Raw genomic sequence first — 24,918 nt, 5'->3', positions numbered from 1 at the left:
GAGAGCGGGCGCCTCTGGTCGCAGGCGGGAACAATGGAAGCGCCCGACGACGCAGCGGGTCTGCCGCCGATCGGGACGGGCGCGCAGCAGCGGCCACCGCCGTGACAGGGTGTTCCCATGCGCTTCAGCCAGATCGACGTGTTCACCGATGAGTTCCTGCTGGGCAACCCGGTCGCGGTGGTGCACGACGCGGACACGCTCGACGACGCGACGATGGCCGCGTTCGCCCGGTGGACGAACCTCAGCGAGACGACGTTCCTGCTGTCCCCCACCGACCCGGCCGCCGACTACCGGCTGCGGATCTTCACCGCGGCCGGCGAACTGCCGTTCGCCGGCCACCCCACCCTCGGATCCGCCCGGGCCTGGCTGGAGGCGGGAGGAGTCCCCCACCGGTCGTCCGAACTCGTCCAGGAATGCGGCGTCGGGCTGGTGCGGGTGCGGATCACCGACCAGCGGCTGGCCTTCGCGGCGCCGCCGCGGCTGCGGTCCGGACCGGTGTCCGAGGCGGACCTGGCTGCGGTGTTGGACGGTCTCGGGCTGAGGCCGGACGAGATCCTGGGTGCGCAGTGGGCGGACAACGGTCCGGGCTGGCTGGCGGTGCTGCTGCGGGGCGCCGACGCCGTCCTGGCGCTGCAGCGCGAGGAACTTCGGCTGGACGGCGTCCCGAACATCGGCGTGGTCGGCGCCTACCCGCCGGGCTCGCCCGCGCAGTACGAGGTTCGGGCCTTCGTGAGCCGAGAGGGAGAGGACCCGGTGACCGGTAGTCTCAACGCCTCGATCGCGCAGTGGCTGATCGGGGCCGGCATCGCGCCGCGCTCCTACCTCGCGTCCCAGGGCACCCGGTTGCAGCGGCGCGGCCGGGTGTCGGTCGAGGCCGTCGGCGATGACATCTGGGTGGGCGGCGGCACTGTCGTCGGCATCACCGGCGAGGTGGCACTCGGCGCCGACTGACGCCGGCCCACCCGGGTCAGACGGTCAGCGGGTCGGTGTCCAGGGTGCTGTCGAAGCCCATGGTCACCGAGGTACCGGTGATGCCGTCGGCCTCCGGGCCGGTGAACCGGCAGATCTGCTCGGCCACCTCCTCCGGCTCGATCAGCCGGCCCCAGGTGGACAGCGCGCCGAGCTTGGCCTCGGCCTCCTCGATCGGACCACCGAGCAGCTCGGCGTTGGCGCGCGTCATGTCGGTGCGCACGAAAGCCGGGGCCACCATGTTGGCGGTGACCCCCTTCTTCCGGCACTCCACGGAGACCGCCCTGGTCAGTCCCCACAGCGCGTGCTTCGAGGCGGTGTAGGCGATCCCGTAGCGGATCGGCACGTGCGCCGCCATCGACCCGACGGTGACGATGCGCCCCCACCCGGCCTCCAGCATGTGCGGCAGCACGGCCTTGATCGCGACGAACGCACTCGTGACGTTGGTCGCGATGACATCGTCCCAGTCGGTGAGCGGGGTGGAGGCGACGGTGCCGGAGTAGCCGACACCGGCGTTGGCGACGAGGATGTCGGGCGCCACCTCGGCGAACGAGGTCGCCGTCCCGGCCACGTCCGCGGCGTCCATCGCCAGGGTGCGGACGTCCCCGCCGAGCTCGGCGGCAGCCTTCTCCAGCCGCTCCGGGTCCCGGCCGGTGATCACCACGGCATGGCCCCGGGCCAGCAGGATCTCCGCCGTGCACCGGCCGATGCCACGGCTGCCGCCGGTGACCAGCGCCAGTCGGGCGGTCATGCCGGCCGGCCCGGCACCGCGAGCCGGGTCTCGGCGGCGAAGCTGCCGCCATCGGCCGCGAACGCGGGCAGCCGGGCACCGACCGGGAAGGCCACCGGATCCAGCTCGGCCGCCCGGGCGACGACGGTGGCGGCGCCGACGGCATCGGCCCAGTGGTACGGGCCGCCCAGCGGGCGGGGGAACCCGATGCCCAGCACCGCGGCCACGTCGCCATCGTCCGGGTGGCAGACGATGCCCTCGTCCCAGCAGACCCAGCACTCCGAGGCGAAGGCGTACAGCAGCCGGTCGCGGACCACGTCGGCCGGAACGGCGTCGACATCGGCAGTGACGCCCAGGGTGTCGGCCACCAGAGGGTTGGCGCCGGACCGGCGGCCGTCGGCGTAGGCGTAGAAGCCGGAGCCGTCCTTACGGCCGGTGACCCCGGCGGCGATGAGCTTCTCCAGGGCGGCCCGGACCGTCGCGACATCGAGCCGGTCGGTCATCACCGCCTCGGCGACCTGGGTGATGCTGGCCTTGACCACCAGGTCCAGCGACGCCTCGTCGTGCGCCTGCAGTGGCCCGACCGGGAAGCCGCCGGCCTTGGCCGCCGCGTCGACGGCCGGTACCGGCACGCCCTCCAGCAGCAGCCGGACGCCCTCGATGAGCCAGCGGGCGTAGACCCGCGAGGTGAGGAAGCCGGGCACGTCGGCGACCACGACCGGCACCTTGCCCAGGGACCGGGCCAGGCCGGCCACCCGGGCCACCGTGGCCGGGTCGGTGCCGGTGTGCGGGATCAGCTCGACCAGCGGCATGCGGTCCACCGGGGAGAAGAAGTGGGTGCCCATGAACCGGCCCGGGTTGGACACCGCGGGGGCCAGCGACGAGATCGGGATCGCCGAGGTGTTGGTGCTGATCAGTGCATCCGGTGCGACGAGACCGGAGATCGCGGAGAGGGTCTCGTTCTTGAGCGAGGGCAGTTCGAAGACCGCCTCGATCACCGCGTCAGCGCCGGCGAAGCCCTCCCACTCCGTCGTGCCCGACCATCGTTCCTCGGCCGCGGCCCGCTTGTCCGGCGAGGCCTTGGTGCGCGAGAGGACCTGGTCGAGGTAGCCGTGCGCCTCGTCCACCTTGTCCTGACCGACGTCCCTGACCACCGCCTGCAGACCCTTGGTGACCGCGGTGGCAGCGATCGCCGCACCCATCCGGCCGGCCCCGACCACGCCGAGGGCCGACACCGGTGCACCGTCGGACCGGCTGCGGCGCTTGATGTCCGCCTCGGCCTGGAACAGGTGGCGCAGTGCGAGGGAGGTGGGCGAGACGGCCAGGTCCAGGAACGCGGCCACCTCCGCAGCCGACCCGGCGGCGAATCCGCCGGCTGCCCCTGCGGCCACCGCCCCCAGGATCCGGTCGGGCGCGGAACCGGCGGCCGGGGCGAGGGTCTCGCGCCGGGATGCAGCTGCGGCTGCGAGCGACTCGCTGCTGTCGCGGTCGGTACGACGGGTGGTGCGGGCGGCAGCAGCCCGCGCCCGGCCGATGGCGACGGCCAGCAGGTCCTCGGGGGCCACGATCTCCTGCACCAGGCCGGCCTCCTGCGCCGCCGCGGCGGTCAGCGGACGGCCGGTGAGCAGGACGTCGAGGGCCTGCTCGGCGGTGAGCCAGCGGCGGACCAGCTGGGTGCCGGCCCCACCGGGCAGCAGCCCGAGTGTGACCTCCGGCAGGCCCAGGGTGGCCGACGGCGTCACCACGATCTCCTCCCCGGCGAGCAGCAGTTCCAGGGCGCCGCCGAACGCGAACCCGTCGACCGCCGCGACCATCGGTGTACCGGAGCCGGCGATCCGTGCCATCAGCGCGTGCACACCACCGAGGTACTCGGCGGCATCCGGTCGGGCGACGAGCTGCGGGAGCCAGTCGAGGTCGGCACCGGCCCCGAAGCCGCTCTTCTTGCCCGAGGTGACGACGAAGGCCTCGATCGCCGGGTCGGCCTCGAGAGCACTGTGGTGGTCGGCCAGCTCGGCGAGCACCTGCTCGTCCACCACGTTGGTGGACCGGCCCGGGACGTCGAGCGTCAGGACGGCCACGGACCCGTCGTCGGTACGGCTGATCACGGTCATGAGGTCTCCAGTCGGGCGACGGCGGTGTCGGGCTCGGGATGCCTACCGTATACCTAGCGCTCGTCAGATCGACCAGTGACCTCGCCGACATCAGAACGACGATTCACGCCTCACCGGATGCGGAGCGCCCGGACCGAGGCGCCGAGCACGCGCGCGGTGCCCTCCGGGTCCTCCAGCATCATGTGGTGGTCGGTACCGGGCACCTCGGCCCGCACGACGGGACGCCCGAGCGCGGCCGAGAACTCCGCCGCCATCGGCGGCGTCGCGATCGCACTCAGCGATCCCCGCACCACCGCCACCGGGCACCGCACCCGGTGGACCAGGCCGTTGATCGAGACCAGGTCCGCCGCCTCGAAGGTCCGCGGGTCGAAGGCGAAGGTCCAGCCGCCTGCGTCCTGCACCACTGACTCCTCGGCCAGCACCGAGAGGATGGCCGGATCGACCAGGCCGGTCCCGGGCCGCAGCCGGAACCGACGCAGCGCGTCCTCGCGGGTCGGCTGCCGGACCGGACCTCCGGGCCGCCGCGGGTCGGGTTCGCCGGACCGGGTGGGGATGATGGTGTCCAGCAGGACCAGGCCGGCCACGGCGTCCGGGTGGCGGGCCGCAGCGGCCACACCGGTGCGGCCGTGCATGCTGTGCGCAACGACCACCACCGGACCTCCGCACACCTCTCCGGCGACCGCGACGAGTTCCTGCGCCCAGCCCTGGTAGCTGTACCGCTCCCGGGAGCCGGACCGGCCGTGCCCGGACAGGTCGAGCGCCACCACCGGGCGCCCTCGCACGACAGCTGCCATCGGCCGCCACCAGCCCGCATGGGCTCCGCCGCCGTGCAGCAGCAGCCACGGCGTACCCGGGCCGGTACCCGCTGTCCACCAGGCGATCCGGGACCCGTCGACGTCCAGGGTGCCCGCTTGCACCGGATCCGTTGCCACCCCCGGATCATGCACCATCGACGGCGCGCGGTCGGTGTGCCACTATCTACCTAGCGACCGCTAGAACCGGTCGGGTGGACCGGCACCGGGGCCGGCACCGGGAGAAGGGACTTCAGCATGGGCACCGCACCCACCGCCGGCCTGCTGGCCGGCAAGGTCGCCGTCGTGACCGGCGCCGCGAGCGGCAACGGCCGGGAGATCGCACTCGAGTACGCCCGGCAGGGCGCTGCCGCGATCATCCTCGCCGACCTGATCTCCGAGCCGCGGGAGGGCGGGAAGCCCACCACGGAGCTGCTCGACGAGCTCGGCGCCACCTACCGTTTCGTCACCTGCGACGTGAGCAGCGAGTCGGACTGGGAGGCGCTGATGGCCGCCGCCGACGAGTTCGGCGGCGTCGATGTCCTGGTCAACAACGCCGGCATCGTCGGCAAGCCCGGTTCAATCCTGGACCTTCCGGTCGAGGAGTTCGACCGCATCCTCGGGATCAATCTGCGCAGTGTGTTCTTCGGGATCAAGGCCGCGGGCAGCCGGATGGCGGAGAAGGGCGGCGGCAGCATCATCAACATGTCCAGCGTCGCCGGCCTGCACGGCTCGGTCGCCTCCCCCGGCTACTCGGCGAGCAAGGGCGGGGTGCGGCTGATCACCTATGCCGCGGCCGGCGATCCGAAGCTGGCCGGGCGCGGAGTCCGCGTCAACGCCGTGCACCCGGGTGTCATCGAGACGGCGATGACGCTCATCGATCGGCCGTTGGCCAGCGGCGCGGACCACCACCCGATGCTCGGCGTGGTCCCGCTGGGGCGGCTCGGCACCCCTGGTGACATCGCCGGTGCCTGCGTGTATCTCGCCTCGGACCTGAGCGCCTACGTGAACGGCCAGTCGATCGTGGTGGACGGCGGCTGGACCGCGGTGCTCTCGGCGGCCGGCCGCGGCGACAAGTACGACGACCGCTGACCGAGTACGACGCCGACCGCTGAGAGGCCCGGATGACGCCCCGCACCGCCCCTGACCACCTGTCCGAGCTGCTCCGGCGCTATGCGTTCGGATACACCGCGGCCCATGACTTCTCGGTCTGCGACGAGCTGATGGTCGACGACTACCTGTTGATCATGGGCCCGGCGCAGGTCAGTGGCCGGGAGGAGAACTACAAGCCCGCCACGGCCCGCCTGTACCAGCAGTTCCCGACCCTCGGCTTCACCGTGCACGACCTGGTGCTGGGCACCGACCGGGCGGCGCTGCGGTTCAGCGAGCACGGCCGCTCACTGCGCACCGGGACGTCCGGGTCCTGGCGCGGCATCAGCATGTACCGCACCCGGGACGGGTTGTTGTCGGAGTGCCGGGTGGAACAGGACTACCACTCCCGGCGGGAGCAGCTCGAGGGCGTCCTCGGCCCGTTGCCCGTCCCCTCCCCCGCGCTCGACCCGTGGCTGCAGGAACCGATGCCGGCCGACCCGCGGATCGAGCAGGTCGTGCGGGACCTACTGGCGGACCCGGCCTTCCTGCAGGACGAGGTCCTCGAGGTGGACGACGCACATGGGCCGCGGGTACGGCTCGACGACGCGACGGTGACCGTGCTGGACCTGTTCGGGGCCGGGGAGCGGGTCGCGTTCCACGTCCGGTTGGACGGGTCCTACCGCAGCGGACTGGCCGTCCCGGAGGACCGGGCCGGCCGGCCGGCGGATCTGTACATCACCGGCATCGTGACCGTCGGCGGCGGTGACCAGGTGACGGGTCACCTGGTCACCGACCGCTACACCGCGGCCCGCAGGCTCACAGCAGCTCCCTGAGCTTGTACTTCTGGATCTTGGTGATGGACATCGGCCACTCGGTCACGAACCGCACCTCGCGCGGCACCTTCCACTTCGCCAGGTTCTTCCGGCTGTAGTCGATCAGCGCCTCCTCGCTGATCGACCGGCCGGGGATCAGCTCCACGAACGCCACCGGGACCTCGTCGTACTTCGGGTCGGGCTTTCCGATGACGGCCGCGATCGCGACGTCCGGGTGGGCGGCGAGCAGCGCCTCGATCTCCACGCACGCGACGTTCTCGCCGCCGACCTTCAGCATGTCCTTGATCCGCCCGAGGAAGGTGAGATTGCCGTCGGCGTCGACCTTCCCGAGGTCACCGGTGTCGAACCAGCCGTGCTCGTCATGGCTCTCGGCCGTCTTCACCGGATCGTTGTGGTACTCGGTGAACAGGTTGTAGCCGCGGATCCAGATCGAGCCCTGGGTGCCCGCCGGTACGACCTCGCGGGTCAGCGGGTCGCGGATCTCCAGCTCGATGCCGGACAACGGCTTGCCCGATGTCGCACGGACCTCCACCGGATCGTCCAGCCGGCCCAGCGTCACGATCCCGCCGAGCTCGGTGGAGCCGTAGCAGCTGATGTGGATCGTGGTGTCGGGCAGCTGCTCCTGGTAGGAGATCAGCAACTCCGGCGGGCCGACGGTGAGCATGGCCCGGACCCCGGCGAAGGTCGTCTTCGGGTCCCCGGAGACGTTCAGCAGCGGCTGGGTCAGCGTCGAGTACGCCGGGAACATGGCGGTGACGCCCTCGCGGAGGATCAACGCCAGCGACTCCTCGGCGTCGAAGTGCAGTTCGGAGACGTAGGTGGCACCGGCATTGAGCACACCGGTCATCGGCGCCTGCGCACTCACGTGGAACAGCGGCAGCGCGTTCCACAGCTTGTCCGTCTCGGTGAACCGGAACCCGTGCCGGCCGACCTCGAACCCGGTGCGCAGGATCGACCGGTGCGGCAGCCGGCAGCCCTTCGGGTTCGCCGTGGTCCCGGAGGTGTACATCATGATGTAGCAGTCCTCGGGGTCGGTCTGCCCGATCCCGGCCAGCACGCTGTCGGCGGACACCGGCTCCGCGGCGGCCAGCAACTCGGCCCGACCGAGGAACCCGCGAGCCGTGGTGTCGCCGAACAGGAAGCAGGCCACCAGGTCGGGGGCGGCGTCGGACCGGCCGGCCACCCCCTCGGGTGCGTCGGCGAGACCGGGCAGGGCCGTCCGCATGCGACCGGGCAGGTCGCTGAAGTCCAGTGCCAGGTCGTCGGTGACCAGGAACCGCATGCCGGAGTCGCGGGCGATGTAGGCCAGCTCCGGCGGGGCGAGCCGGATGTTCATCAGCACCGCGGTCGCCCGGGCGAAGGCGCAGCCGAACAGCAGGTGGATGTAGTCCAGGCTGTTGTGCAGCAGCACCCCGACCCGGTCCCCCGGCTGCACGCCGAGACCGACCAGGGCACGGGCGATCTCGAGACTCCGGTCGAGCAGCTCGGCATAGGTCTCGCGGGTGTCGTCGAAGATGAACGCCTCACGGTCGGCGTACCGCTGCGCGCTGCGCAGCACCATCTCGGGCACGGTGCGCGGGAAGTCGTCCGGCACGGTGCCCCCGCCCGGCTGTGCGCCGACGGTGCTGTCGGTGGGAGTGTCGGTCGGAATGTCGTGGAGCGTCATCGGGGTCCTCTCGAGCTGCAGCGGTCGATCAGGAGGTGCTGGGAAGTGCTGGGGCGGTGCGGTTCACAGCGCGGTTCACAGCGCGGTTCACAGCGCCGTCACCGTGACCAACTGTCCGGTGAGCACGGCAGTTCCGGAGACCGGGTCCAGATCGGCGTCGTCGTTCAGCAGGTTGGCGTTGACGCCGGGGGTGGTGACGGCGATCTGCTGCCGGGTGCCGTCGGCGGAATGACCCCAGCCGTGCGGGATGCTGATCAGGTCGTCGGGCACGGTGTCGGAGATCTCCAGCGGGATCTCGACCTCGCCGACGGCGGAGGCGACCCGGACCAGGCCGCCGTCGGCGGCGCCCAGTCTCTGTGCCGAGGCTGGCGAGACCTGCGCCGTGCACGGGTGGTTCCGGTTGACCGGCAGCGCGTTGTGCAGCCAGGAGTTCATCCCGCGCGGCTGCCGGCGCCCGATCAGCAGCATGGTGCCGGGCGGCTCCGGGGCCAGGTCCTGCTCCAGCCTGTCCAGGTCGGCGACCAGATCCGGCGGGGCCAGCTCGATGCGGCCGCTCGGTGTGCGCAGCACCTCCGGCAGTCGTGGCTCGAGCGGCCCGAGATCGACGCCGTCCGGGGCGTTCTCCACGGCGTCCAGGTCCAGCCGTCCGGGCCGGCGGCCGAAGAGGTCGCCGTAGGGGCCGGTGCGCAGGCCCAGCTCGAGCAGCCGTTCGGCCCCGCGACGGTGCCGGATGCCGGCCCAGGCGGTACCGGGCTCCAGGCCGTACAGCGTGTCGCTGCGGTCGGCCGCCTTGCGGGCGAAGGCCTCGTCCAGTTCCTCGACGGGAAGGTCGCCGTCGCCGCGGGCGACGGAGGCGAGCCGGAGCAGCACCTCCCGTTCCGAGCGTTCGCCGGGCCGCAGCGCGGACAGCGGACGCGAGTAGCGGGCGACGTTCCGGGTGGCGAACTGGTTGATCGTGAGATCGAAGTGGCCGCGGGTGACCAGCCGCGGCGGCGGCAGGATCACGTCGGCGTACCGGGTGGTCTCGTTGAGGTAGCCGTCCAGGCAGATCAGCAGGTCCAACCCGGCCAGCGCCTTCTCGATGCGCGCCGAGTGCGGCAGCGAGCGGGCGACGTTGCCGGCGATGCTGATCAGGGCGCGGACCTGGCCCGGCCCCGGGACCTCCATCTCCTCGGCCAGGCAGGCGGCCGGCAGCTCGCCCTGACGCTCCGGGAACCCGCGCACCCGACTGGTCCAGCGGGAGTGCGGCCAGCCCCGCCCGTCGGCGGGCCGGGTGTTCGGGGCACCACCGGGCGCCGCCGCGAACATCACGCCGCCCGGCCGGTCCAGGTTGCCGGTGACGATGTTGAGCACGTCCACGAGCCAGTTCGTGGTGGCGCCGAAACGCTGCGTGCTGCCGCCGATCCGGACGTGCGCGGCGGCGCCGTCGGCCGCGGCGAACTCGATGGCCAGGTCTTCGATGGCGGCCGGCTCCAGCCCGCACCGGGCTGCCACCGCGGCCGGGGTGAACGGCGCCAGCGCGGCGAGCAGCTCGTCCAGGCCCTCCAGATGCGCTCCGGCGGTGCCGGTGTCGATCAACCCGCGTCCCGCCAGGGTGGTGATCATCGCAGCAAGCAGGTGCGCGTCGGCGCCGGGCCGGATCGCCAGGTGCCGGTCCGCCATCGCCGCGGTCCTGGTGCGGACCGGATCGACCACGGCGAGCCGGCCGCCGCGCGCCTTCAGGTCCCGCAATTTCCCCGGGATGCCCGGTGCCGACATCAGGCTGCCGTTGGAGACCATCGGGTTCGAGCCGATCACCAGCAGGTACGAGGTCCGCTCCAGGTCGGGCACCGGCACCCCGAACCCGGTGCCGTACATCATGCCGTTGACCAGGTGCCGGGGCATCGAGTCGACGGTCGCCGCCGAGAACAGGTTCCGGCTGCGCACGGCGCTGACCAGGGCGGCCTCGTAGAAGCCCAGGTCCAGGTTGTGACCGGACGGGTTGCCGAGGTAGATCGCGCAGGCGTTGCGGTCCTCGGCGAGCAACGGCGGCAACCGCTCGGCGATCACCGCGAAGGCCTCGTCCCAGCCGACCGGGCGGAGCACGCCGTCGATCCGCACCATCGGCGAGGTGAGCCGATCGGGATCACCGTCGATGCGTTCCAGCGCGAGCCCTTTCGGGCAGGCGTAGCCGTGGCTGAACACGTCGGTGGCGCGCGGTACGACCTTCACCAGGCGCCCGTCCTGCACCGACGCGTCCAGCCCGCAGCACGCCTCGCAGAGCGGGCAGATCCGGGCGCCGGCGGCGGTCTCGTACCCCGGCGCGGTGCCCTGATCCACGGGCATGGTGTCAGTTCACCAGTTCCAGCACGGCCGCGTTGGCCAGTCCGCCGCCCTCGCAGATGGTCTGCAGGCCGTAGCGGACGTTGTTGTCCCGCATGTGGTGCACCAGCGTGGTCATCACCCGGGCGCCGGAGCAGCCCAGCGGGTGACCCAGGGCGATGGCGCCGCCGTTGACGTTGACCCGGTCGGTGTCCGGCCCGATCTCGTTCTCCCAGGCGCCGATGACGGAGGCGAAGGCCTCGTTGACCTCGAAGGCGCCGATGTCGTCGACGCCGAGACCGGTGCGCTGCAGGATCTTCCGGGTGGCCGGGATGGGCCCGGTCAGCATGGTGACCGGGTCGACGCCGACGACGGTGGAGGCGGTGAACTTCACGATCGGCCGCAGACCCAGCTCGGCCGCCTTCTCCGGGGTCATGATCAGCAGCGCCGCGGCGCCGTCGGAGATCTGGCTGGCGTTGCCGGCAGTGACCCGGCCGTTCTCCCGGAACGGGGTCTTCAGGGTGGCCAGGGTCTCCAGGCTGGTGCCCGGCCGGACGCCCTCGTCGGTGTCGACCTTGACGCCGTCGCCGTTCTCCACCGGCACGATCTGGCCGGCGAACCGGCCGCCGGTGATCGCGGCCTGCGCCCGCTCGTGCGACCGGACGGCGATGGAGTCCAGCCGCTCCTTGCTCAGACCCCACTGCTCGGCGATCATCTCGGCGCCGATGCCCTGCGGGACCAGTCGGTCCTGGTAGCGGTCCAGCACGCGCGGCGAGTTCGGGTGGCCCGGTCCGTCCTGCACGGTGGAGAACATCGGCACCCGACTCATCGACTCGACGCCTCCGGCCACTGCGATGTCGTAGTGCCCGGCGATGACTCCGGCCGCGGCGAACGTTGCGGCCTGCTGGGACGACCCGCACTGCCGGTCGACGGTGGTGGCGGGCACCGACTCCGGCCAGCCGGCGGCGAGCACGCCCATCCGGCCGACGTTCATCGCCTGCTCGCCGATCTGGCTGACGCAGCCCCAGATCACGTCGTCGACCAGCGCCGGATCGATGCCGGTCCGGTCCACCAGCGCGTTCAGCACCGCCGCGGACAGGTCCACCGGATGCACCGACGACAGTGCGCCGTTGCGCCGGCCGATCGGGGTGCGGACGGCTTCGACGATGACTGCTTCACGCATGGGTGCTCTCCTGTGGGGGTGCCGGGGTGGGAACTGCTGGTGCGGACTCGGTGTCGGCTGCGGACTCGGTGTCGGCGGCGGGATCTGTGCCTGTGGCAGGTGGGGCGACGCGGGCGGCGCCGGTCACCACGGTGGCGCCGCCGTCGACGGTCAGCGTGACGTCGACCAGGGTGCTGCCGTCCTCGCCGGTGCCGGTCACGGTGCCCGCGGCGGTCACCGCATCACCGGCGAAGACGTTGCCCTGCAGGGCGACTGACAGTTCGGTGATCCGGCGGCCCGGGAAGGCCTCGGCCAGTTGCCGGTAGATCATCGCGATGTTGGACGGCCCCTGGTTGACCTCGCGCGGCGTGCCGAGCACCTGTGCCGCGGCGGCCCGGTCCCAGTGGATCGGGTTGGGATCGGCGAGCAACAGCGCCAGCACCTTCATCGGCGCCGCCTGCACCTCCGCCAGGTGCCACTCCGGCAGGGCGCCCGTCATGCCGACCGCCGGAGGGCGTAGACGTTGGTCACCGTGGCGGCCCGCCCCGTCGCATCGTCCATGGTGAACTCGCAGGTCACCAGGTCGAAGTCGCCCAGCGCGCGACCGGACTTGCGCCGCACGTCGGTGACCGCGCCGGCCACCGCATAGGGCGTGTCGGTGTGCAACGCCGCCGGGACGGAGATGGTGGTGCGGGCCAGCAACGGACCGTCGTCGATGTCGAACTCCAGCAGCTCGAACAGCTCGCGGACCGAACAGCCCATCCCGCGCTGCACCCCGATGAAGGCCATCACCGGATGCGGCTCGTCGTCGGCCACCGCGTGCAGCGCCTCCCGGGCGAGCCGGCTCTCGTACGGCTCCATCCGGTAGGTGCCTCCGGGCACACGCCGGCCCACCAGGTGGGCCATCGGTCCGTCGCTCATGGAATCCGGCCTCAGAACGACCGGGGCAGGCCGAGGTCCTCGGCGATCGTGTTGCGGGCCATCTCGTTGGTGATCGGCCCGATGCGGAACAGCCGGACATCGCGCCAGTAGCGCTGCATGTCGGTCTCCGCGGAGTAGCCCATGCCGCCGAGGATCTGCAGACCGAGGTCCGCACCCTGCCCGGCCAGCTCGGAGGCGACGATCTTGGCCATCGTCGACTCGCGCTTGCAGTCCCGGCCGAGCGACTGCATCCAGGCGGCCTTGAACACCATCAGCTCGGCCTGGTCCCGCCACATCGCGATGTTGGCGACGTGGTGCTGCAGCGACTGGAACCGGCCGATCGGGCCGCCGAAGGCCTCCCGCTCGTGCATGTACCGCAGGGCGTCCTCGAGGACGCCGTCCAGGATGCCCACGCAGAAGGACGACAGCATGATGCGCTCGTTGTTGAGCGTCGGCAGCAGCATGTACCAGGCCTTGTTGGCCTCGCCGAGCACGTTCTCGTCCGGCACGAACACGTCGTCCAGGTAGACGTCGCAGGAGCCGAGCGCCCGCATGCCCAGCTTCGGGATCTCGTTGATCTGCACGCCCTCCGACTTCGTCGGCAGGATGAACAGGGTCAGCCCCTGGTGCCGCTTCGCGACGTTGTCGTCGGTGCGGGCGAGCAGCAGGATGTAGTCGGCGACGTGCGACATCGAGCTCCAGGTCTTCTGCCCGGAGATCCGCCAGCCGCCGTCGACCTTGGTGGCCTTCGTGCGCATGGCACCGAGCACGTCGGTGCCGCCACCCGGCTCGGTGAACCCGATCGCCCACTTGTCCTGGCCGGCGGCGATCCGCGGCAGGTACTTCTGCTTCTGCTCCTCGGAACCGTAGTAGCCCACCGACTTGCCGCCGGCGAAGGAGGTGATGCCCCACACCCAGGTCAGGCCGGCCAGCGACCGGGACAGCTCACGGGCCAGGATCATCTGGGTGAGCACGTCACCGCCCTGCCCGCCGTACTCCTCCGGGATGCCGATGCCGTGGAAGCCGGCCGCGGCCAACTTGTCCCACAGCTCGAACGGGAACTCGTGCTCGTTCTTCTCCCACTCGCGGGCGGCCGACTTCGGCGCTTCCTTGTCCACCCACTCGTGGACCATCTTCGCGAACGTCTGCTGGTCCTCGTCGAGGCCGAAATCCATTGTTGTCTCGCTTCTCTCGTCGATGAGTAGGTGTCAGGAGGGCAGATCCCGGGGCGGTGCCCGGTGGTTCAGGGGGTGACGACGATCTTGCCGAAGGCGTCGCCGTCGGACAGCCGGCGGATCGCCGCGGCCGCATCGTCGAGCGCGAACACCGAGTCGATGGGCGGTGAGATGCGCTGCTGCACGCAGAAGCTCACCAGGTCCTGCAGGTCGCGGATGCGGCCCATGGCCGACCCGATCACCGAGATGTGCTGCAGGAACAGCCGGTTCAGGTCCGTCGACACCACGGCGCCGGCGGTGGCGCCGGCCACCACGATGCTGCCGCCGGGCTTCGTCGAGCGGACGCTGTGGTCCCAGGTGGCGCCGCCCACGGTCTCGATCACGACGTCGACCCGTTCCGGCAGCCGCTCGCCGGTGGCGAAGGCGCGGTCGGCGCCGAGTTCGACCGCACGGGCACGTTTCTCCTCGCTGCGACTGGTCGCCCAGACCCGCAGTCCGGCCGCGGCACCCAGCACCACGACCGCCGTGGACACGCCACCGCCCGCGCCCTGGACCAGGACGGTCCGGCCCGGTCGCAGCGCCGCCTTGACGAACAGCATGTGATAGGCCGTGAGCCAGGCGGTGGGCAGACAGCAGGCCTGCTCGAAGGTGAGTCCGGCCGGCTTGTCCACCAGGTTCCGGGTCGGCACCAGCACCTGCTCGGCCAGCCCGCCACCGGAACCGGCGTCCGCCAGCAGCTTGCGCCGCGGGTCCAGCAGCTCGTCACCGCCACCACCCACCGGATCGGCGACCAGCGAGTGCACCAGTACCTCGCGGCCGTCGGCGGTGACCCCGGCGACGTCGGAGCCGAGCGGCAGGGGCAGGTCATCGGCGGTGACGCCGACGCCGGCGATGGACCACAGATCATGACGGTTCAGGGAGGCGGCGCGGACGTCGACGACGGACCATCCGGGGCGGGCGACCGGGGCGTCGACGTCGACCACCTCGATCACCGCTGCCGGCTCCTCGTCGGTGAACCGCACGGCACGGGCAACTCTCACAGGACCGACCTTACCGCATTCTCTTTAACGAGCGCTAGTGTTTGTGACGTGCACCCCTGCGGTACGCACCGGAGGCGCGACCTGCCAGACCTCTCCCGCGGCCGTCTCGGCGCGGACCAGCGAGCCGCGGTCGAGCACCCCGGGATCGGCTGGCAGGTCGGCGATGTCGAGCACCGCGGTGACGCAGGTGTCCTGTCCGACCAGCAGGTCGACCCAGTGCCCGCGGGGGTGCCCGGCGAACAGGTGGCGCACCTCGGGGATCAGCGAGCGGTCGAACTGCCGGGCCGCCCAATCGGGATGCCCGACGAGGGTGGCGGTGCGGGCCCAGAACTTGGGCTCCACCGCGGCCACCGCGATGCGGAGCCCGTCGGAGCAGCGGTACAGGTTGTAGCAGGGGCTGGACCCCAGCAACGGCGACTGCACCGGCTCCCCCAGTTCCGCACTGCCCAGCCGCTCGGCGATCTGCTGACCACCCAGGTAGAGCGCGGCATCGGCCAGCGCGAGATCCAGGTGCACCCCGGCACCGGTGGTCCGGGCCTGTTGCACACCGGCCACCAGGGCCAGTGCCGCCAGCGTTCCGCCGGTCATGTCGGCACCGAGCACCGTCGGTGTGCGCAACGCCGGATCACTGTCGGCGTCGGGTGTTCCGCCGCCGTTCACCGCGTCGGCGCCCGGCCCGGCGGACCTCTCGTCCGGCTCCGGGCCGAGCAGCCCGGCCGAGCCCCAGAAGTTGAGGTCGTGCCCGGCCTCGGTGGCCTTCGGACCGTCGGCGCCGTATCCGGACAGCGACAGGTAGACCAACCGTGGCTGCACCGCCAGCAGGTCGGTGTAGCCGACGCCGAGCCGGTCGGCCACGCCGGGACGGAAGCTCTCGATCACCGCGTCCACGGTGCCCGCCAGCCGGACCGCCTCGGCCCGTCCGTCCTCCGACTTCAGGTCCAGGAACACCGATTCCTTGCCCCGGTCCAGGTACTGGTGCTGCACCGACGAGTCGGTACCCACCCGCGGTGCCAGCCAACGGGTCTCGTCCCCGCGTGGCGGGTGCTCGATCTTGATCACCCGGGCGCCCAGGTCAGCGAGCACCATCGTCGCCGTACCCCCGGGCAGCATCCGGGTGAAGTCCAGGACGGTGATGCCGGTGAGCGGCCGCCAGCCCCCCGGACCGGCCCGGCCCGGGGTCGTTCCCTCTGTCATCGCTGTCCCCTTCAGCCCCTGCCGGCCATGTCAGGCCGCACCGAGGAACGCGCTGATCACCCGCGGGTCGTCCCGCAGTTCGGCCGGGGTGCCCTCGAGCACCACCAGGCCCTGCTCGAGAACCCTGACCTCGTCGGCGATGTCCAGGGCGGAGGCGTTCTGCTCGACCATGACCACACCGATCCCCCGCGCGGCGATACCGGTGACCGCCTCCAGCACCCGGTCGACCATGACCGGGGCCAGGCCCATCGACGGTTCGTCCAGCAGGATCACCTTCGGGTCCGCCATCAGTGCCCGGCCGAAGGCCAGCATCTGCTGCTGGCCACCGCTGAGCAGGCCGCCGGCCTGGTCCTTGCGCTCGCCCAGGATCGGGAACAGCTCGTACACCTCGTCGAGGATCCGGGCGGCGGTGCCGGTCCGGTTCGCGTAGCCGCCCAGCCGCAGGTTCTCCTCCACGGTGAGCGGGCCGATGATCTGCCGCCCCTCGGGCACCAGCACCATCCCGCGCTGGGCGACCCGCCAGGCCCGCTGCCGGGAGATGTCGGTGCCGTCCAGGTGCACGGTGCCCGCCCGCTTCCGGACCGATCCGGCGATCGCGCCGAGTGCGGACGACTTCCCGGCGCCGTTGGAGCCGAGGATCAGTTGCACCTGCCCGGCTTCGACCGCCAGGTCCAGCCGGCGCAGGCCGACGACGTTGCCGTACGCGACCTCAAGCCCCGAGACTGTCATCAGCGGCGACGTGCTTGCGTCCAAAGTAGGCCTCCCTCACCAGTTCGTTGCGGGTGGTCGGGACCGGATCGCCACTGGCGATCACCTTCCCGAAGTCCATGACCACCAGGAAGTCGCACACCCGGGTCACCATGCCGAGGTCGTGCTCGATCAGCAGCTGGGTGGTGCCGTCGGCCTTCAACGAGAGCAGCAGCTCGCCGATCTCGATCCGTTCCGCCGGCGACATGCCGGCCACCGGCTCGTCCAGCAGCAGCAGGTCCGGCTCGCCGGCCAGCGCCCTGGCGATCTCCACCCGGCGCTGGTGCCCGTAGGGCAGCGCCGTGGGCCGGACGGAGGCGAGGTGGGCCACGCCGACCCGTTCCAGGGCGGTCATCGCGGCCTCCCGGGCCCGGCGCTGGGCGCGTGCCGCGCGCCAGGGTGCGAATGCGGGCTGCAGCACCTTCTCGCCGTCGTCGGCGCCGAGCATGGCGTTCTGCAGCACCGTCAGGTCCGGCAGCAGCCGGATCGCCTGGAAGGTGCGGCGCACGCCCGACCGGGCGATGACCGACGCGGTCCGGCCCGAACTCACCCGGCCGCCGACTGAGATGCTGCCGGCGGTCAGGTGCACGAGCGCCGAGATCGCATTGATGGTCGTGGTCTTGCCCGATCCGTTCGGACCGACCAACCCGCACAGCGAGCCCTGCTCGACGGTGAAGCTGACGCCGTCCACGGCCTTCACGCCGCCGAAGTGCACCTTGAGGTCGTCGACCTCCAGCATCGGGGTCATGACCGCACCGCCGGCTGCCGTTCGGCCTGTTCCGGTGCCGCCGTCGGCGGCCCGTCCGGCGGCGGTCGGTGCCGGAGGTCCCCGACCTTCCGGAGCAGGCCGAGCAGGCCCTTCGGGGCGAACAGCACCACGACCACCACCAGCGCTCCGTAGACGAGATCGCCCCACTCCGAGAGGAATCCGAGGAACTGCGGGAGCAGGGTGACCACCACGGCGCCGATCAGCGCACCGACCCAGGACGAGGAACCGCCCAGCACCACGATGGTCAGCGCGAGCACGACCAGTGAGAAGCCGGAGTCGTTGGGGCCCAGCACGCCGTAGGTCAGCGCGGCCATGGAGCCGGAGACCGCTCCGAGCCCGGCACTGAAGACGAAGGTGGCGACGCGGAGTTTCTGCGTCTCCACCCCGAGCGTCTTGGCCAGCGGCTCGTCGGTGCGCAGCACGTCGGCGAACCGGCCGCCGGCCCGGGAGTGCCACAGCGCCACCGCGAGCACGCACACCACGGCGATGGCCAGGCTGCCCACCAGGGACAGCGGGCGCGGGATGTTGAACAACCCGGCCGGGCCGCCGGTCAGCGAGTCCCAGCTGTTCGCGAGGGCGACCACCAGCAGGTCGAACGCGATGGTGGCCATGCCGAGGTACAACCCGCGCAACCGGCCGAGCAGGAGCGCGAGCAGCGCCGAGATCACCAGGGACAGGACGAGTCCGACCAGACCGGCCAGGGCCCAGCCGAGGTCGTCGACGAGCAATGCCGTGGTGTACGCGCTGATGCCCCAGAAGCCCGCGCTGGCCAGCGAGAAGACGCCGGCGCGCAGGACCACCTGGACGCTCAGGCCCATCACGACGTAGATCAGCAGGGTCTTGAACAGGATGTCGTTGCTGGAGAAGAAGCCGCTCATGCCCGCTGCCACGCCCTCTGTCCGAAGATGCCCTGCGGCCGCACCAGCAGCACGATCAGGATCAGGGCGAACGCGATGATGTTGCGCACGTCACCGGACAGCCAGACGACGGCCCCGGTCTCGGCGAACGCCAGCGCGAACGCGCCGACCGCCGCGCCGACCACACTGCCCACACCGCCCAGGATGATCACGGCGAAGGCCTTGATCAGCAGGCCGTCGCCCATGTGCGCCTCGATCGCGTTGGCGTTCGCGGCGAGCAGCAGGCCGGCCGTGCCGGCCAATGCGCCGCTGACCGCCATGGTGATCACCGACATCCGGGCCACCGGGACGCCCATCAGCTCGGCCGTGCCCGGTGAGTGCGCGATGGTGCGCAACGCGCGCCCGGTCTGCGTCCGGGACACCCACCACCAGAGTGCCACCGTCAGCACGAGAGCCAGCACCACGATGGCGATCTGCAGGTTGGTGATGGCCAGCGAACCCCAGCGGTGACGCTCGGTCCGGGTCACCGACAACGGCAGGTTCACCACCTCGGCGGTGGACAGGTTGAGCGCCACCGCCACCGGGATCAGCCCGACGCCGATGCTGGCGATCAACACGTTCAGTTCACCCGCGTGTTTGTCCTGGGCCCTGGACAGCAGTGGTCCGTAGACCAGGATCTGGAGCAGCGCCGCTAGCACCGCACCGATCACGGCCGCGATCACCACGAGCACGGGAAGCGGTATGGCGTCGGAGATCTCGCGGGTGATCAGGTAGGCGCTGAAGGCGCCGAACATGAAGATGGAGCCGTGCGCGAGGTTGAGGATGCTGAGCACCCCCCACGACAGCGTCAGTCCCAGGGCGAAGAGCAGGTAGATCGACCCGAGTACGACGGCATTGCTGAGTTGTCCGAGCATCGCCTTCCCGATTCTGCAAGAGCGGTGGTGCCGTGGTGTACCTGTCGGACCCGCGGTAGGGCCGGGAAGTCCGGCCCCACCGCGGGTGTCACATCACTCGACGATCTTGGTGGCGCCGTCCTCCCACTCGACGAGCAGGCCGCCGATGCGGGCGTCCCGGTTCTCGAAGGTGATCGGGCCGACCGCACCGTCCAGGCCGTCCTGGGTAGCAGCCTCGATGCCGTCCCGCAGACCGGCGCGGGTGTAGTCGGTGGTCTTGTTCAGGCCGGCGACCAGCAGCATCACGGTGTCCCACGACTCGGCGGCGAAGGCATCCGGAGCCTTGCCGGTCTTCTCGGTGTAGTACTGGACGAAGGCCTGGGTCGACGGCTCCGGCGAAGCGGGGTTGAAGTCGGTCGGCCAGGTGAAGCCGTTCGCGTCGGCCCCGAGCGGCTCTAGCACACCGTTGGCGAAGCCGGCGGATCCGCCGACCCGTCCCTCGAATCCCTGCTGCAGCAGCTGGGTGGCGACGGTGACGTTCGGGGTGCCCTGGCCCATGAGGAAGACGACGTCCGGGTTCTCGCCGACGACCTTGCTGGCCAGCGCGGAGAAGTCGAAGTTCTCGCCCTGGAACGCCTCGGTGGAGATGAGCTCGATGCCCTTGGCCGCGAGCAGGTCCGGGTAGATCTTCTCGGCCAACTCGGTCAACGTCGGGTTATCGCTCTGGTACACCATGGCGGCCGTCTTGGCCCCCTGCGCGGCGTAGTAGTCGACCTGCACACCGTGGTAGGTGGACTGCGGCGCGGTGGTGCGGAAGACGTAGTTGCCGGCGTCCAGGATGGCCTGAGTACCGGACTGCATGGCGATCACCGGCACGCCCGCTTGCTGTGCGACCGGCACGGTGCCCTGACCGACCGCGGACGCGCAGCCGATCAGCGTGGCCATGGTGTCGGTGCCGGCGATCTGCGACATCTGGGTCGCAGCCTGCTTGGGATCGGAGCCGGTGTCCTGGAAGTCGACCGACAGGGTGACACCGTCGCCGAGCATCTTGTCCTCGTTGACCTTGTTCACCGCCTGCTCGATGCCGGTGCGGGCGGAGCCGCCGCAGAACGCCGCGGCACCGGTCAGGTCACCGAGGAAGGTCGCCTTGACCTCGGCGGGCAGTACGTCCGAGCCGCCGGCGGGGGAGGTCTCCGAGCCGCCGGACGACGCATCGGTCGACGCACCCGTCGAGGAGCTCTCGGCGCTGGTGGGTGCCGAGGTGGCGGCGCTCGCCGAGGTCGTCGGTGCCGCGGTGCTGCTGGACGTGGTGGTGCTGCTGTCGCTCCCGCACGCGGCGGCGGTCAGCGCCACCGCGGCGAGCAGCGCGAACGACTTTGTTCTGAGGCGCATTGCTGTCTTCTCCGGTTCTCTCTGGACGGGGGGACGTGCGATGACAACTGCTGGTGGTGGGAGGCTCTCGTGCACCGATGCTGCGGTGGTGCGGTGGTGCGGTGGTCCGGCGGCGCCGGACCATGGGTCAGCGGGATTGGCGGGATCGGCGGCGTCAGCGGGTGGCGGCGCGGTCCACGATCAACGGCGTGCGCGGGGTGTCGGTGATCTGCGACCAGACCCGCAGGGCGCCGCGCACGGCGAACCGCCACCGGCCGTCGACCCGGACGAAGGTGTCCTCGTACTGCACACCCAGGGTCTCCAGCGAACGACCGCCGCCGTTCGCGGTGTCGTTGACGATGTGGTAGGCCAGGCAGTAGGTGAGACCGGTGGCCCGGTCGGGGTTCCCGTCCGGATCGGGATGCACGACCTGGCCGGTGATGTGGTGCATGGTCGACTCGTAGAGCTCGCCGAGCAGCAGCGCGATCCGGCCGACGCCGTCCGGGCCCGGCCCGTGGAAGACGCCCATCGTCGCCTCCCGGCCCGGGGCGCGTACCTCCAGTCGCCCGTCCGGGACGAACAGCCGGGCGAGCTCGTCCAGGTCCGTGCGGTCCATGGCGACCGCGTAGCGCTCGGCCAGGCGCCGGAGCTCGTGCTCGGTGCGCAGGTCCGGGGTCGTAGCGGTGTCGAGATCGGTGGTCACACCGAACCTTCCGTCGTCGGGCGGGCGCGCGGCGCCGGCGCCTCGGTGATGTGGGCGTCCTCGAGTTCCTGCCGGATCCGGTCGCGCAGTTCGTACTTGCGCACCTTCGTCCCGGACATCGGCCACTCGTCGACGATGCGCAGGTAGCGCGGGATCTTGTACGTGGCGATGCGGTCCAGGCAGAAGTCGATGACCTCGTCCTGGGTGATCGACGCACCGGGCTGCAACTGCACGAAGGCCGCCGGGACCTCGCCGTACCGGGCGTCCGGCGCGGCCACGACCTGGGCCACCGCGATCGCCGGGTGCCGGACCAGGTAGTCCTCGATCTCCAGTGCGGCGACGTTCTCGCCGCCGACCTTGAGCATGTCCTTCAGCCGGCCGCGGTAGATCAGCCGGCCGTCCTCCACGGAGGCGAGATCACCGGTGTGGAACCACCCGTTGCTGTCGATGGTGCGGGCGGTGGCCTCCGGGTCCTTGTAGTACCCGAGGAACCGCGCGTACCCGCGGAAGCAGAGTTCGCCCCGCTCCCCCTCGGCGACCTCGACGCCGGACTCCGGCGAGACGATCTTCATCTCCATGCCGCCGATGGGCCGTCCGGTGGTGCGCATCCGGACCTCGTAGGGTTCGTCCGGCTCGGTGAGCGTGAGGTGGCTGGCGGACTCGGTGGAGCCGAAGGAGGACACCTGCGGCGCCCAGGGCATCTGCTCCTCGTACCAGGCCAGTCGCTCCGGCGTCGCGATGTTCATGACCATCCGGATCGACGACAGATCGGCCGAGCGCCGCCGCGGGTGGTTGAGGATGCCCAGCCAGATCGCCTCGAAAGCCGGGTAGGCGAGCGTGATCCGTTCGGTCTCCAGCACCCGGAGCGCGGTGTCGGCGTCGAAGTGACCGGCGTGGTGGTACTCGGCGCCCACCTGGATGCAGGAGACCATCGGGACGATGCCGCCGCAGTGGAACAGCGGCAGCGGGTCCCAGAAGCGGTCGTCCGCGGTGAGGTGGAAGCGCTCCCGGCCGATGTTGGTGGCGTGCCGGACGATGGCCCCGTGGGCGAGCAGGCAGCCCTTGGGCAGCGCCGTCGTCCCGGACGTGTACATGAGGATTGCGACATCGTCCGGGCGGACCCCGGCGGACCTGCGCTCCACCTCGGTGGCCTCGACACCTGCTGCCGCGGTGAGGAACTCGTCGGGCCGGACGGTGCCGGACAGTGCTTCCCCGGACCAGACGACCAGCTCCAGCAGGCCACGATCGGCGTCGCCGAGGGTGCCGAGCAGGCGTGCGTAGTCGGCGCCGGCCGCCGGTGCGGCGAGCAGGATCCGCAGATCGGCGTGGCGGACCACGTGCCCGAACTCGGTCTCCTTGAAGCGGCCGTTGATCGGGACCGCGACCGCGCCGGCACGGGCGATGCCGAAGAGCGCAACCACGTAGTCGCCGGAGTTCGGCATCAGGATGCCGACCTTGTCCCCCGGGCCGATGCCGTGGCCGATCAGGGCCGCGGCCAGTTCGTCGGCACGCCCGAGCAGCGCGGCGACGGTGAGCCGGTGGTCGGGGAACGCCACCGCCACGGTCGACGGGTGGTCCTGCGCGGCGGAAACCAGTACCCCGCCGAGGGTCTCGCCCGCCGGACCGGCGGGAGCACCGGAGTCGCGCAGGGAGAGCACCGGACCGGACATGTTCACCTCTCGCGACGGTGCGGGACGGGCGGGAGACGCCCGTGATGATCGAACGCGACGAGCCTACCTATCGTTGGTTAAACAGTGCAAGCCCCAATTGTGGCGCGGGCCACGCGGATCCGGACCTCTCCGCCAGTTTCACTTGACCTATACCTAGCGGTTGATAAACGATGGGGCGATGCGCATCGGCCTGTACATGGACCTCCGTAACCCCGGCGCCAAGGAGGACTGGGCGGAGCTGTACGCCGCTGCCCTCGACCGTGTGGTGCACGCGGAGCAGGCCGGCCTGGATGCGGTGTGGACCACAGAGCACCACATGGCGCCGGACGGCTACCTCTCGCAGCCGCTCACCCTGCTCGCCGCCCTCGCCGCCCGGACCAGCCGGGTGCGGCTGGGCACCGCCGTCGTCGTCACCCCGTTCCGCAGCGACCGGCTGCTCGCCGAGGAGGCGGCGCTGGTGGACATCCTCAGTGCCGGAAGGCTCGAGCTGGGGCTCGGTTCGGGCTGGGACCCCAAGGAGTTCACCGCGTTCGGTGCCTCCCACGCCGATCGCTACCGGGACTTCCGGCGCACCCTCCGCGCGCTGCCCGGGCTCTGGTCGGACGGCACCGTGACGCCGGGGCCGGTCCAGGATCCGGTACCGCTCTGGTACGGCGCCCGCGGGCCCGTCGGCGCCCGGTGGGCGGGGAAGCTGGGCGTCGGTCTGCTCTGGCTGGACCGGGACCTGCTCGAGCCGTACCTCGACGGTCTGGACGAAGGCGGCCACGACCGGTCGGTCGCCAGGATGGGCGGTCTGGCCAACATCGTGCTGTGCGACGACCCGGAACGGGCCCGCTCGGAGATCATCGAGCACGCCCGCGCCGCCCGGCGCGCCACCTACACCGACGCGGAGCCGAAGGGCCGGCCCTCTGCCCTGCCGAAGCTGCAGTTCCTCACGGTCGACCAAGCGGTACAGCGACTCTCGGCCGACCTGGACGGACTCCCGGTCACCGACGTGTTCCTCTTCGACCGCATCGGTGGAATGAGTGAGGAGCTCACCGGACGGCACCTGGAACTGCTCACCGGACCGTTCCGCACCGGACTGCAGCAGGCGGTCACGCCCCGGATCGGGGCCGCCGGGTGAGTCCTCGACGCACCGCGGTGGTCACCGGAGCAGCATCCGGTATCGGTGCCGCGACCGCGGACCTGCTGACCGCGCAGGGATGTCGGGTCATCGGGGTGGATCTCCGGGATGCCGCGGTGACCGCCGACCTGTCGGCTCCGGACGGTCGGGCCACCGCAGTGGCGGCGATCGGCGACCTGCTCGGCGAGGACCCGTTGGACGTGGTCGTCACCTGCGCGGGCACCATCGCGCCGACCCTGCAGACCGTCCGGTTGAACTTCGACGGCACCGTGCGACTGCTGGAGTCGTTACGCCCCTGGTTGGCCCGTTCCGATGCGGCGCGGGTGGTGGCGCTCGCCTCCTTCGCTGCCGCCTTCCCGATGACCGGTGCACGTTCCGGCCTGGTGGACGCCCTGCTCGCCGGGGACGAGGCGGAGACCGAGCGTCTCACCCTCCGTATGGCCGGCGAGGTCGACGGTGCCGAGCCGGACCGGGCCGGGATCTACCCGGCGGCGAAGACGGCTCTGGCCCGCTGGGTACGCCGCAGCGCCCCGGGCTGGGCGGCCGACGGGATCACGCTGAACGCGGTCGCGCCGGGAATGGTCCGCACCCCGATGATCGCCGCGCAGCTCGCCACGCCGGAACGGCGGGCCAGGCTGGAGGACACCGTGCCGATGCCCCTGCGCGGCCCGGCCGCCCCGGAGGAGATCGCGGCCGTGGTGGCCTGGCTGGCCGGTGCGGGGAACACGCTGATCACCGGACAGGTGCTCTTCGCCGACGGTGGTGCCGATGCGGTGCTGCGCGGGGACTCGGTGTGGTGA

The 24,918-nt window shown here is 71.4% G+C and carries 23 protein-coding genes; 5 read left to right on the top strand and 18 right to left on the bottom strand.

Going from position 1 to position 24,918, the window contains the following annotated elements:
• Nucleotides 1–117: 117 nt before the first annotated feature.
• On the top strand, nt 118–951 hold the full coding sequence (locus GIS00_RS07970; protein ID WP_154767628.1) for a PhzF family phenazine biosynthesis protein: 834 nt from the start codon (nt 118–120) through the stop codon (nt 949–951).
• A 16-nt stretch (nt 952–967) separates the two neighbouring features.
• Here the strand turns inward: GIS00_RS07970 and GIS00_RS07965 are convergent, their stop codons facing one another.
• From GIS00_RS07965 to GIS00_RS07955, 3 genes are all read right to left on the bottom strand, one after another.
• Nucleotides 968–1,720, bottom strand: coding sequence for an SDR family NAD(P)-dependent oxidoreductase (locus GIS00_RS07965; RefSeq protein ID WP_154767627.1), 753 nt, complete (start codon nt 1,718–1,720; stop codon nt 968–970).
• The gene (locus GIS00_RS07960; protein ID WP_154767626.1) at nt 1,717–3,810 is read right to left on the bottom strand and encodes a 3-hydroxyacyl-CoA dehydrogenase NAD-binding domain-containing protein; all 2,094 of its coding nucleotides are present in this window, start codon (nt 3,808–3,810) and stop codon (nt 1,717–1,719) included. Before GIS00_RS07960 ends, GIS00_RS07965 begins: the two co-directional genes overlap by 4 nt.
• 110 nt (nt 3,811–3,920) lie before the next feature.
• Entirely contained in the window at nt 3,921–4,742 is an 822-nt protein-coding gene (locus GIS00_RS07955) for an alpha/beta fold hydrolase (protein ID WP_196073167.1), read from the bottom strand.
• A gap of 117 nt (nt 4,743–4,859) precedes the next feature.
• Between GIS00_RS07955 and GIS00_RS07950 the strand changes: the two genes are divergently transcribed.
• Both GIS00_RS07950 and GIS00_RS07945 read left to right on the top strand, forming a co-directional pair.
• A complete protein-coding gene (locus tag GIS00_RS07950; protein WP_196073166.1) occupies nt 4,860–5,693 on the top strand; it encodes an SDR family NAD(P)-dependent oxidoreductase in 834 nt (277 codons plus the stop codon).
• Nucleotides 5,694–5,725: 32 nt separating this feature from the next.
• Entirely contained in the window at nt 5,726–6,526 is an 801-nt protein-coding gene (locus GIS00_RS07945) for a nuclear transport factor 2 family protein (protein ID WP_154767624.1), read from the top strand.
• On the opposite strand, the gene GIS00_RS07940 is transcribed toward GIS00_RS07945, so the two are convergent.
• The 15 genes from GIS00_RS07940 to GIS00_RS07875 form a co-directional block, all read right to left on the bottom strand.
• Nucleotides 6,510–8,192, bottom strand: a complete 1,683-nt coding sequence (locus GIS00_RS07940) for a class I adenylate-forming enzyme family protein (RefSeq protein WP_154767623.1) — start codon at nt 8,190–8,192, stop codon at nt 6,510–6,512. The genes GIS00_RS07945 and GIS00_RS07940 overlap by 17 nt on opposite strands.
• Before the next feature lie 87 nt (nt 8,193–8,279).
• Nucleotides 8,280–10,517 carry a molybdopterin-dependent oxidoreductase gene (locus GIS00_RS07935; RefSeq protein WP_154767622.1) on the bottom strand — a complete coding sequence of 746 codons (2,238 nt, stop codon included), beginning with the start codon at nt 10,515–10,517 and terminating at the stop codon, nt 8,280–8,282.
• Between the two features lie 4 nt (nt 10,518–10,521).
• Nucleotides 10,522–11,676, bottom strand: coding sequence for a thiolase family protein (locus GIS00_RS07930; protein ID WP_154767621.1), 1,155 nt, complete (start codon nt 11,674–11,676; stop codon nt 10,522–10,524).
• A complete protein-coding gene (locus tag GIS00_RS26850) occupies nt 11,669–12,154 on the bottom strand; it encodes a MaoC/PaaZ C-terminal domain-containing protein (RefSeq protein ID WP_196073165.1) in 486 nt (161 codons plus the stop codon). Before GIS00_RS26850 ends, GIS00_RS07930 begins: the two co-directional genes overlap by 8 nt.
• Complete coding sequence (locus tag GIS00_RS26845; protein ID WP_196073164.1) at nt 12,151–12,576, bottom strand: hypothetical protein; 426 nt, start codon at nt 12,574–12,576, stop codon at nt 12,151–12,153. Before GIS00_RS26845 ends, GIS00_RS26850 begins: the two co-directional genes overlap by 4 nt.
• 11 nt (nt 12,577–12,587) lie before the next feature.
• A complete protein-coding gene (locus GIS00_RS07920; protein WP_154767620.1) occupies nt 12,588–13,751 on the bottom strand; it encodes an acyl-CoA dehydrogenase family protein in 1,164 nt (387 codons plus the stop codon).
• Nucleotides 13,752–13,819: 68 nt separating this feature from the next.
• Nucleotides 13,820–14,791 (bottom strand): zinc-binding dehydrogenase, encoded by a 972-nt coding sequence (locus GIS00_RS28875; RefSeq protein WP_322097679.1) that lies wholly within the window; start codon nt 14,789–14,791, stop codon nt 13,820–13,822.
• Between the two features lie 24 nt (nt 14,792–14,815).
• A complete protein-coding gene (locus tag GIS00_RS07910) occupies nt 14,816–15,985 on the bottom strand; it encodes a CaiB/BaiF CoA transferase family protein (protein ID WP_154767619.1) in 1,170 nt (389 codons plus the stop codon).
• 30 nt (nt 15,986–16,015) lie between these two features.
• Nucleotides 16,016–16,714: an ABC transporter ATP-binding protein gene (locus GIS00_RS07905; protein WP_230312926.1), complete on the bottom strand. Its 699-nt coding sequence runs from the start codon at nt 16,712–16,714 to the stop codon at nt 16,016–16,018.
• Entirely contained in the window at nt 16,695–17,480 is a 786-nt protein-coding gene (locus tag GIS00_RS07900; protein ID WP_154767618.1) for an ABC transporter ATP-binding protein, read from the bottom strand. The genes GIS00_RS07905 and GIS00_RS07900 overlap by 20 nt, the downstream gene beginning before the upstream one ends.
• A complete protein-coding gene (locus tag GIS00_RS07895; RefSeq protein ID WP_154767617.1) occupies nt 17,477–18,379 on the bottom strand; it encodes a branched-chain amino acid ABC transporter permease in 903 nt (300 codons plus the stop codon). Before GIS00_RS07895 ends, GIS00_RS07900 begins: the two co-directional genes overlap by 4 nt.
• A complete protein-coding gene (locus GIS00_RS07890) occupies nt 18,376–19,272 on the bottom strand; it encodes a branched-chain amino acid ABC transporter permease (RefSeq protein ID WP_154767616.1) in 897 nt (298 codons plus the stop codon). Before GIS00_RS07890 ends, GIS00_RS07895 begins: the two co-directional genes overlap by 4 nt.
• 93 nt (nt 19,273–19,365) lie before the next feature.
• Nucleotides 19,366–20,643, bottom strand: coding sequence for an ABC transporter substrate-binding protein (locus GIS00_RS07885; protein ID WP_154767615.1), 1,278 nt, complete (start codon nt 20,641–20,643; stop codon nt 19,366–19,368).
• Between the two features lie 154 nt (nt 20,644–20,797).
• Nucleotides 20,798–21,325 carry a nuclear transport factor 2 family protein gene (locus GIS00_RS07880; protein ID WP_196073163.1) on the bottom strand — a complete coding sequence of 176 codons (528 nt, stop codon included), beginning with the start codon at nt 21,323–21,325 and terminating at the stop codon, nt 20,798–20,800.
• On the bottom strand, nt 21,322–22,995 hold the full coding sequence (locus GIS00_RS07875) for a class I adenylate-forming enzyme family protein (RefSeq protein WP_154767613.1): 1,674 nt from the start codon (nt 22,993–22,995) through the stop codon (nt 21,322–21,324). The genes GIS00_RS07880 and GIS00_RS07875 overlap by 4 nt, the downstream gene beginning before the upstream one ends.
• A gap of 178 nt (nt 22,996–23,173) precedes the next feature.
• On the opposite strand from GIS00_RS07875, the gene GIS00_RS07870 reads away from it, so the two are divergent.
• Both GIS00_RS07870 and GIS00_RS07865 read left to right on the top strand, forming a co-directional pair.
• On the top strand, nt 23,174–24,118 hold the full coding sequence (locus GIS00_RS07870; protein ID WP_154767612.1) for an LLM class flavin-dependent oxidoreductase: 945 nt from the start codon (nt 23,174–23,176) through the stop codon (nt 24,116–24,118).
• Nucleotides 24,115–24,918 (top strand): SDR family oxidoreductase, encoded by an 804-nt coding sequence (locus tag GIS00_RS07865; protein WP_322097678.1) that lies wholly within the window; start codon nt 24,115–24,117, stop codon nt 24,916–24,918. Before GIS00_RS07870 ends, GIS00_RS07865 begins: the two co-directional genes overlap by 4 nt.

The organism is Nakamurella alba (assembly GCF_009707545.1).
GTDB lineage: Bacteria > Actinomycetota > Actinomycetes > Mycobacteriales > Nakamurellaceae > Nakamurella > Nakamurella alba.
This window is presented reverse-complemented; position numbering and strand designations above follow the sequence as displayed.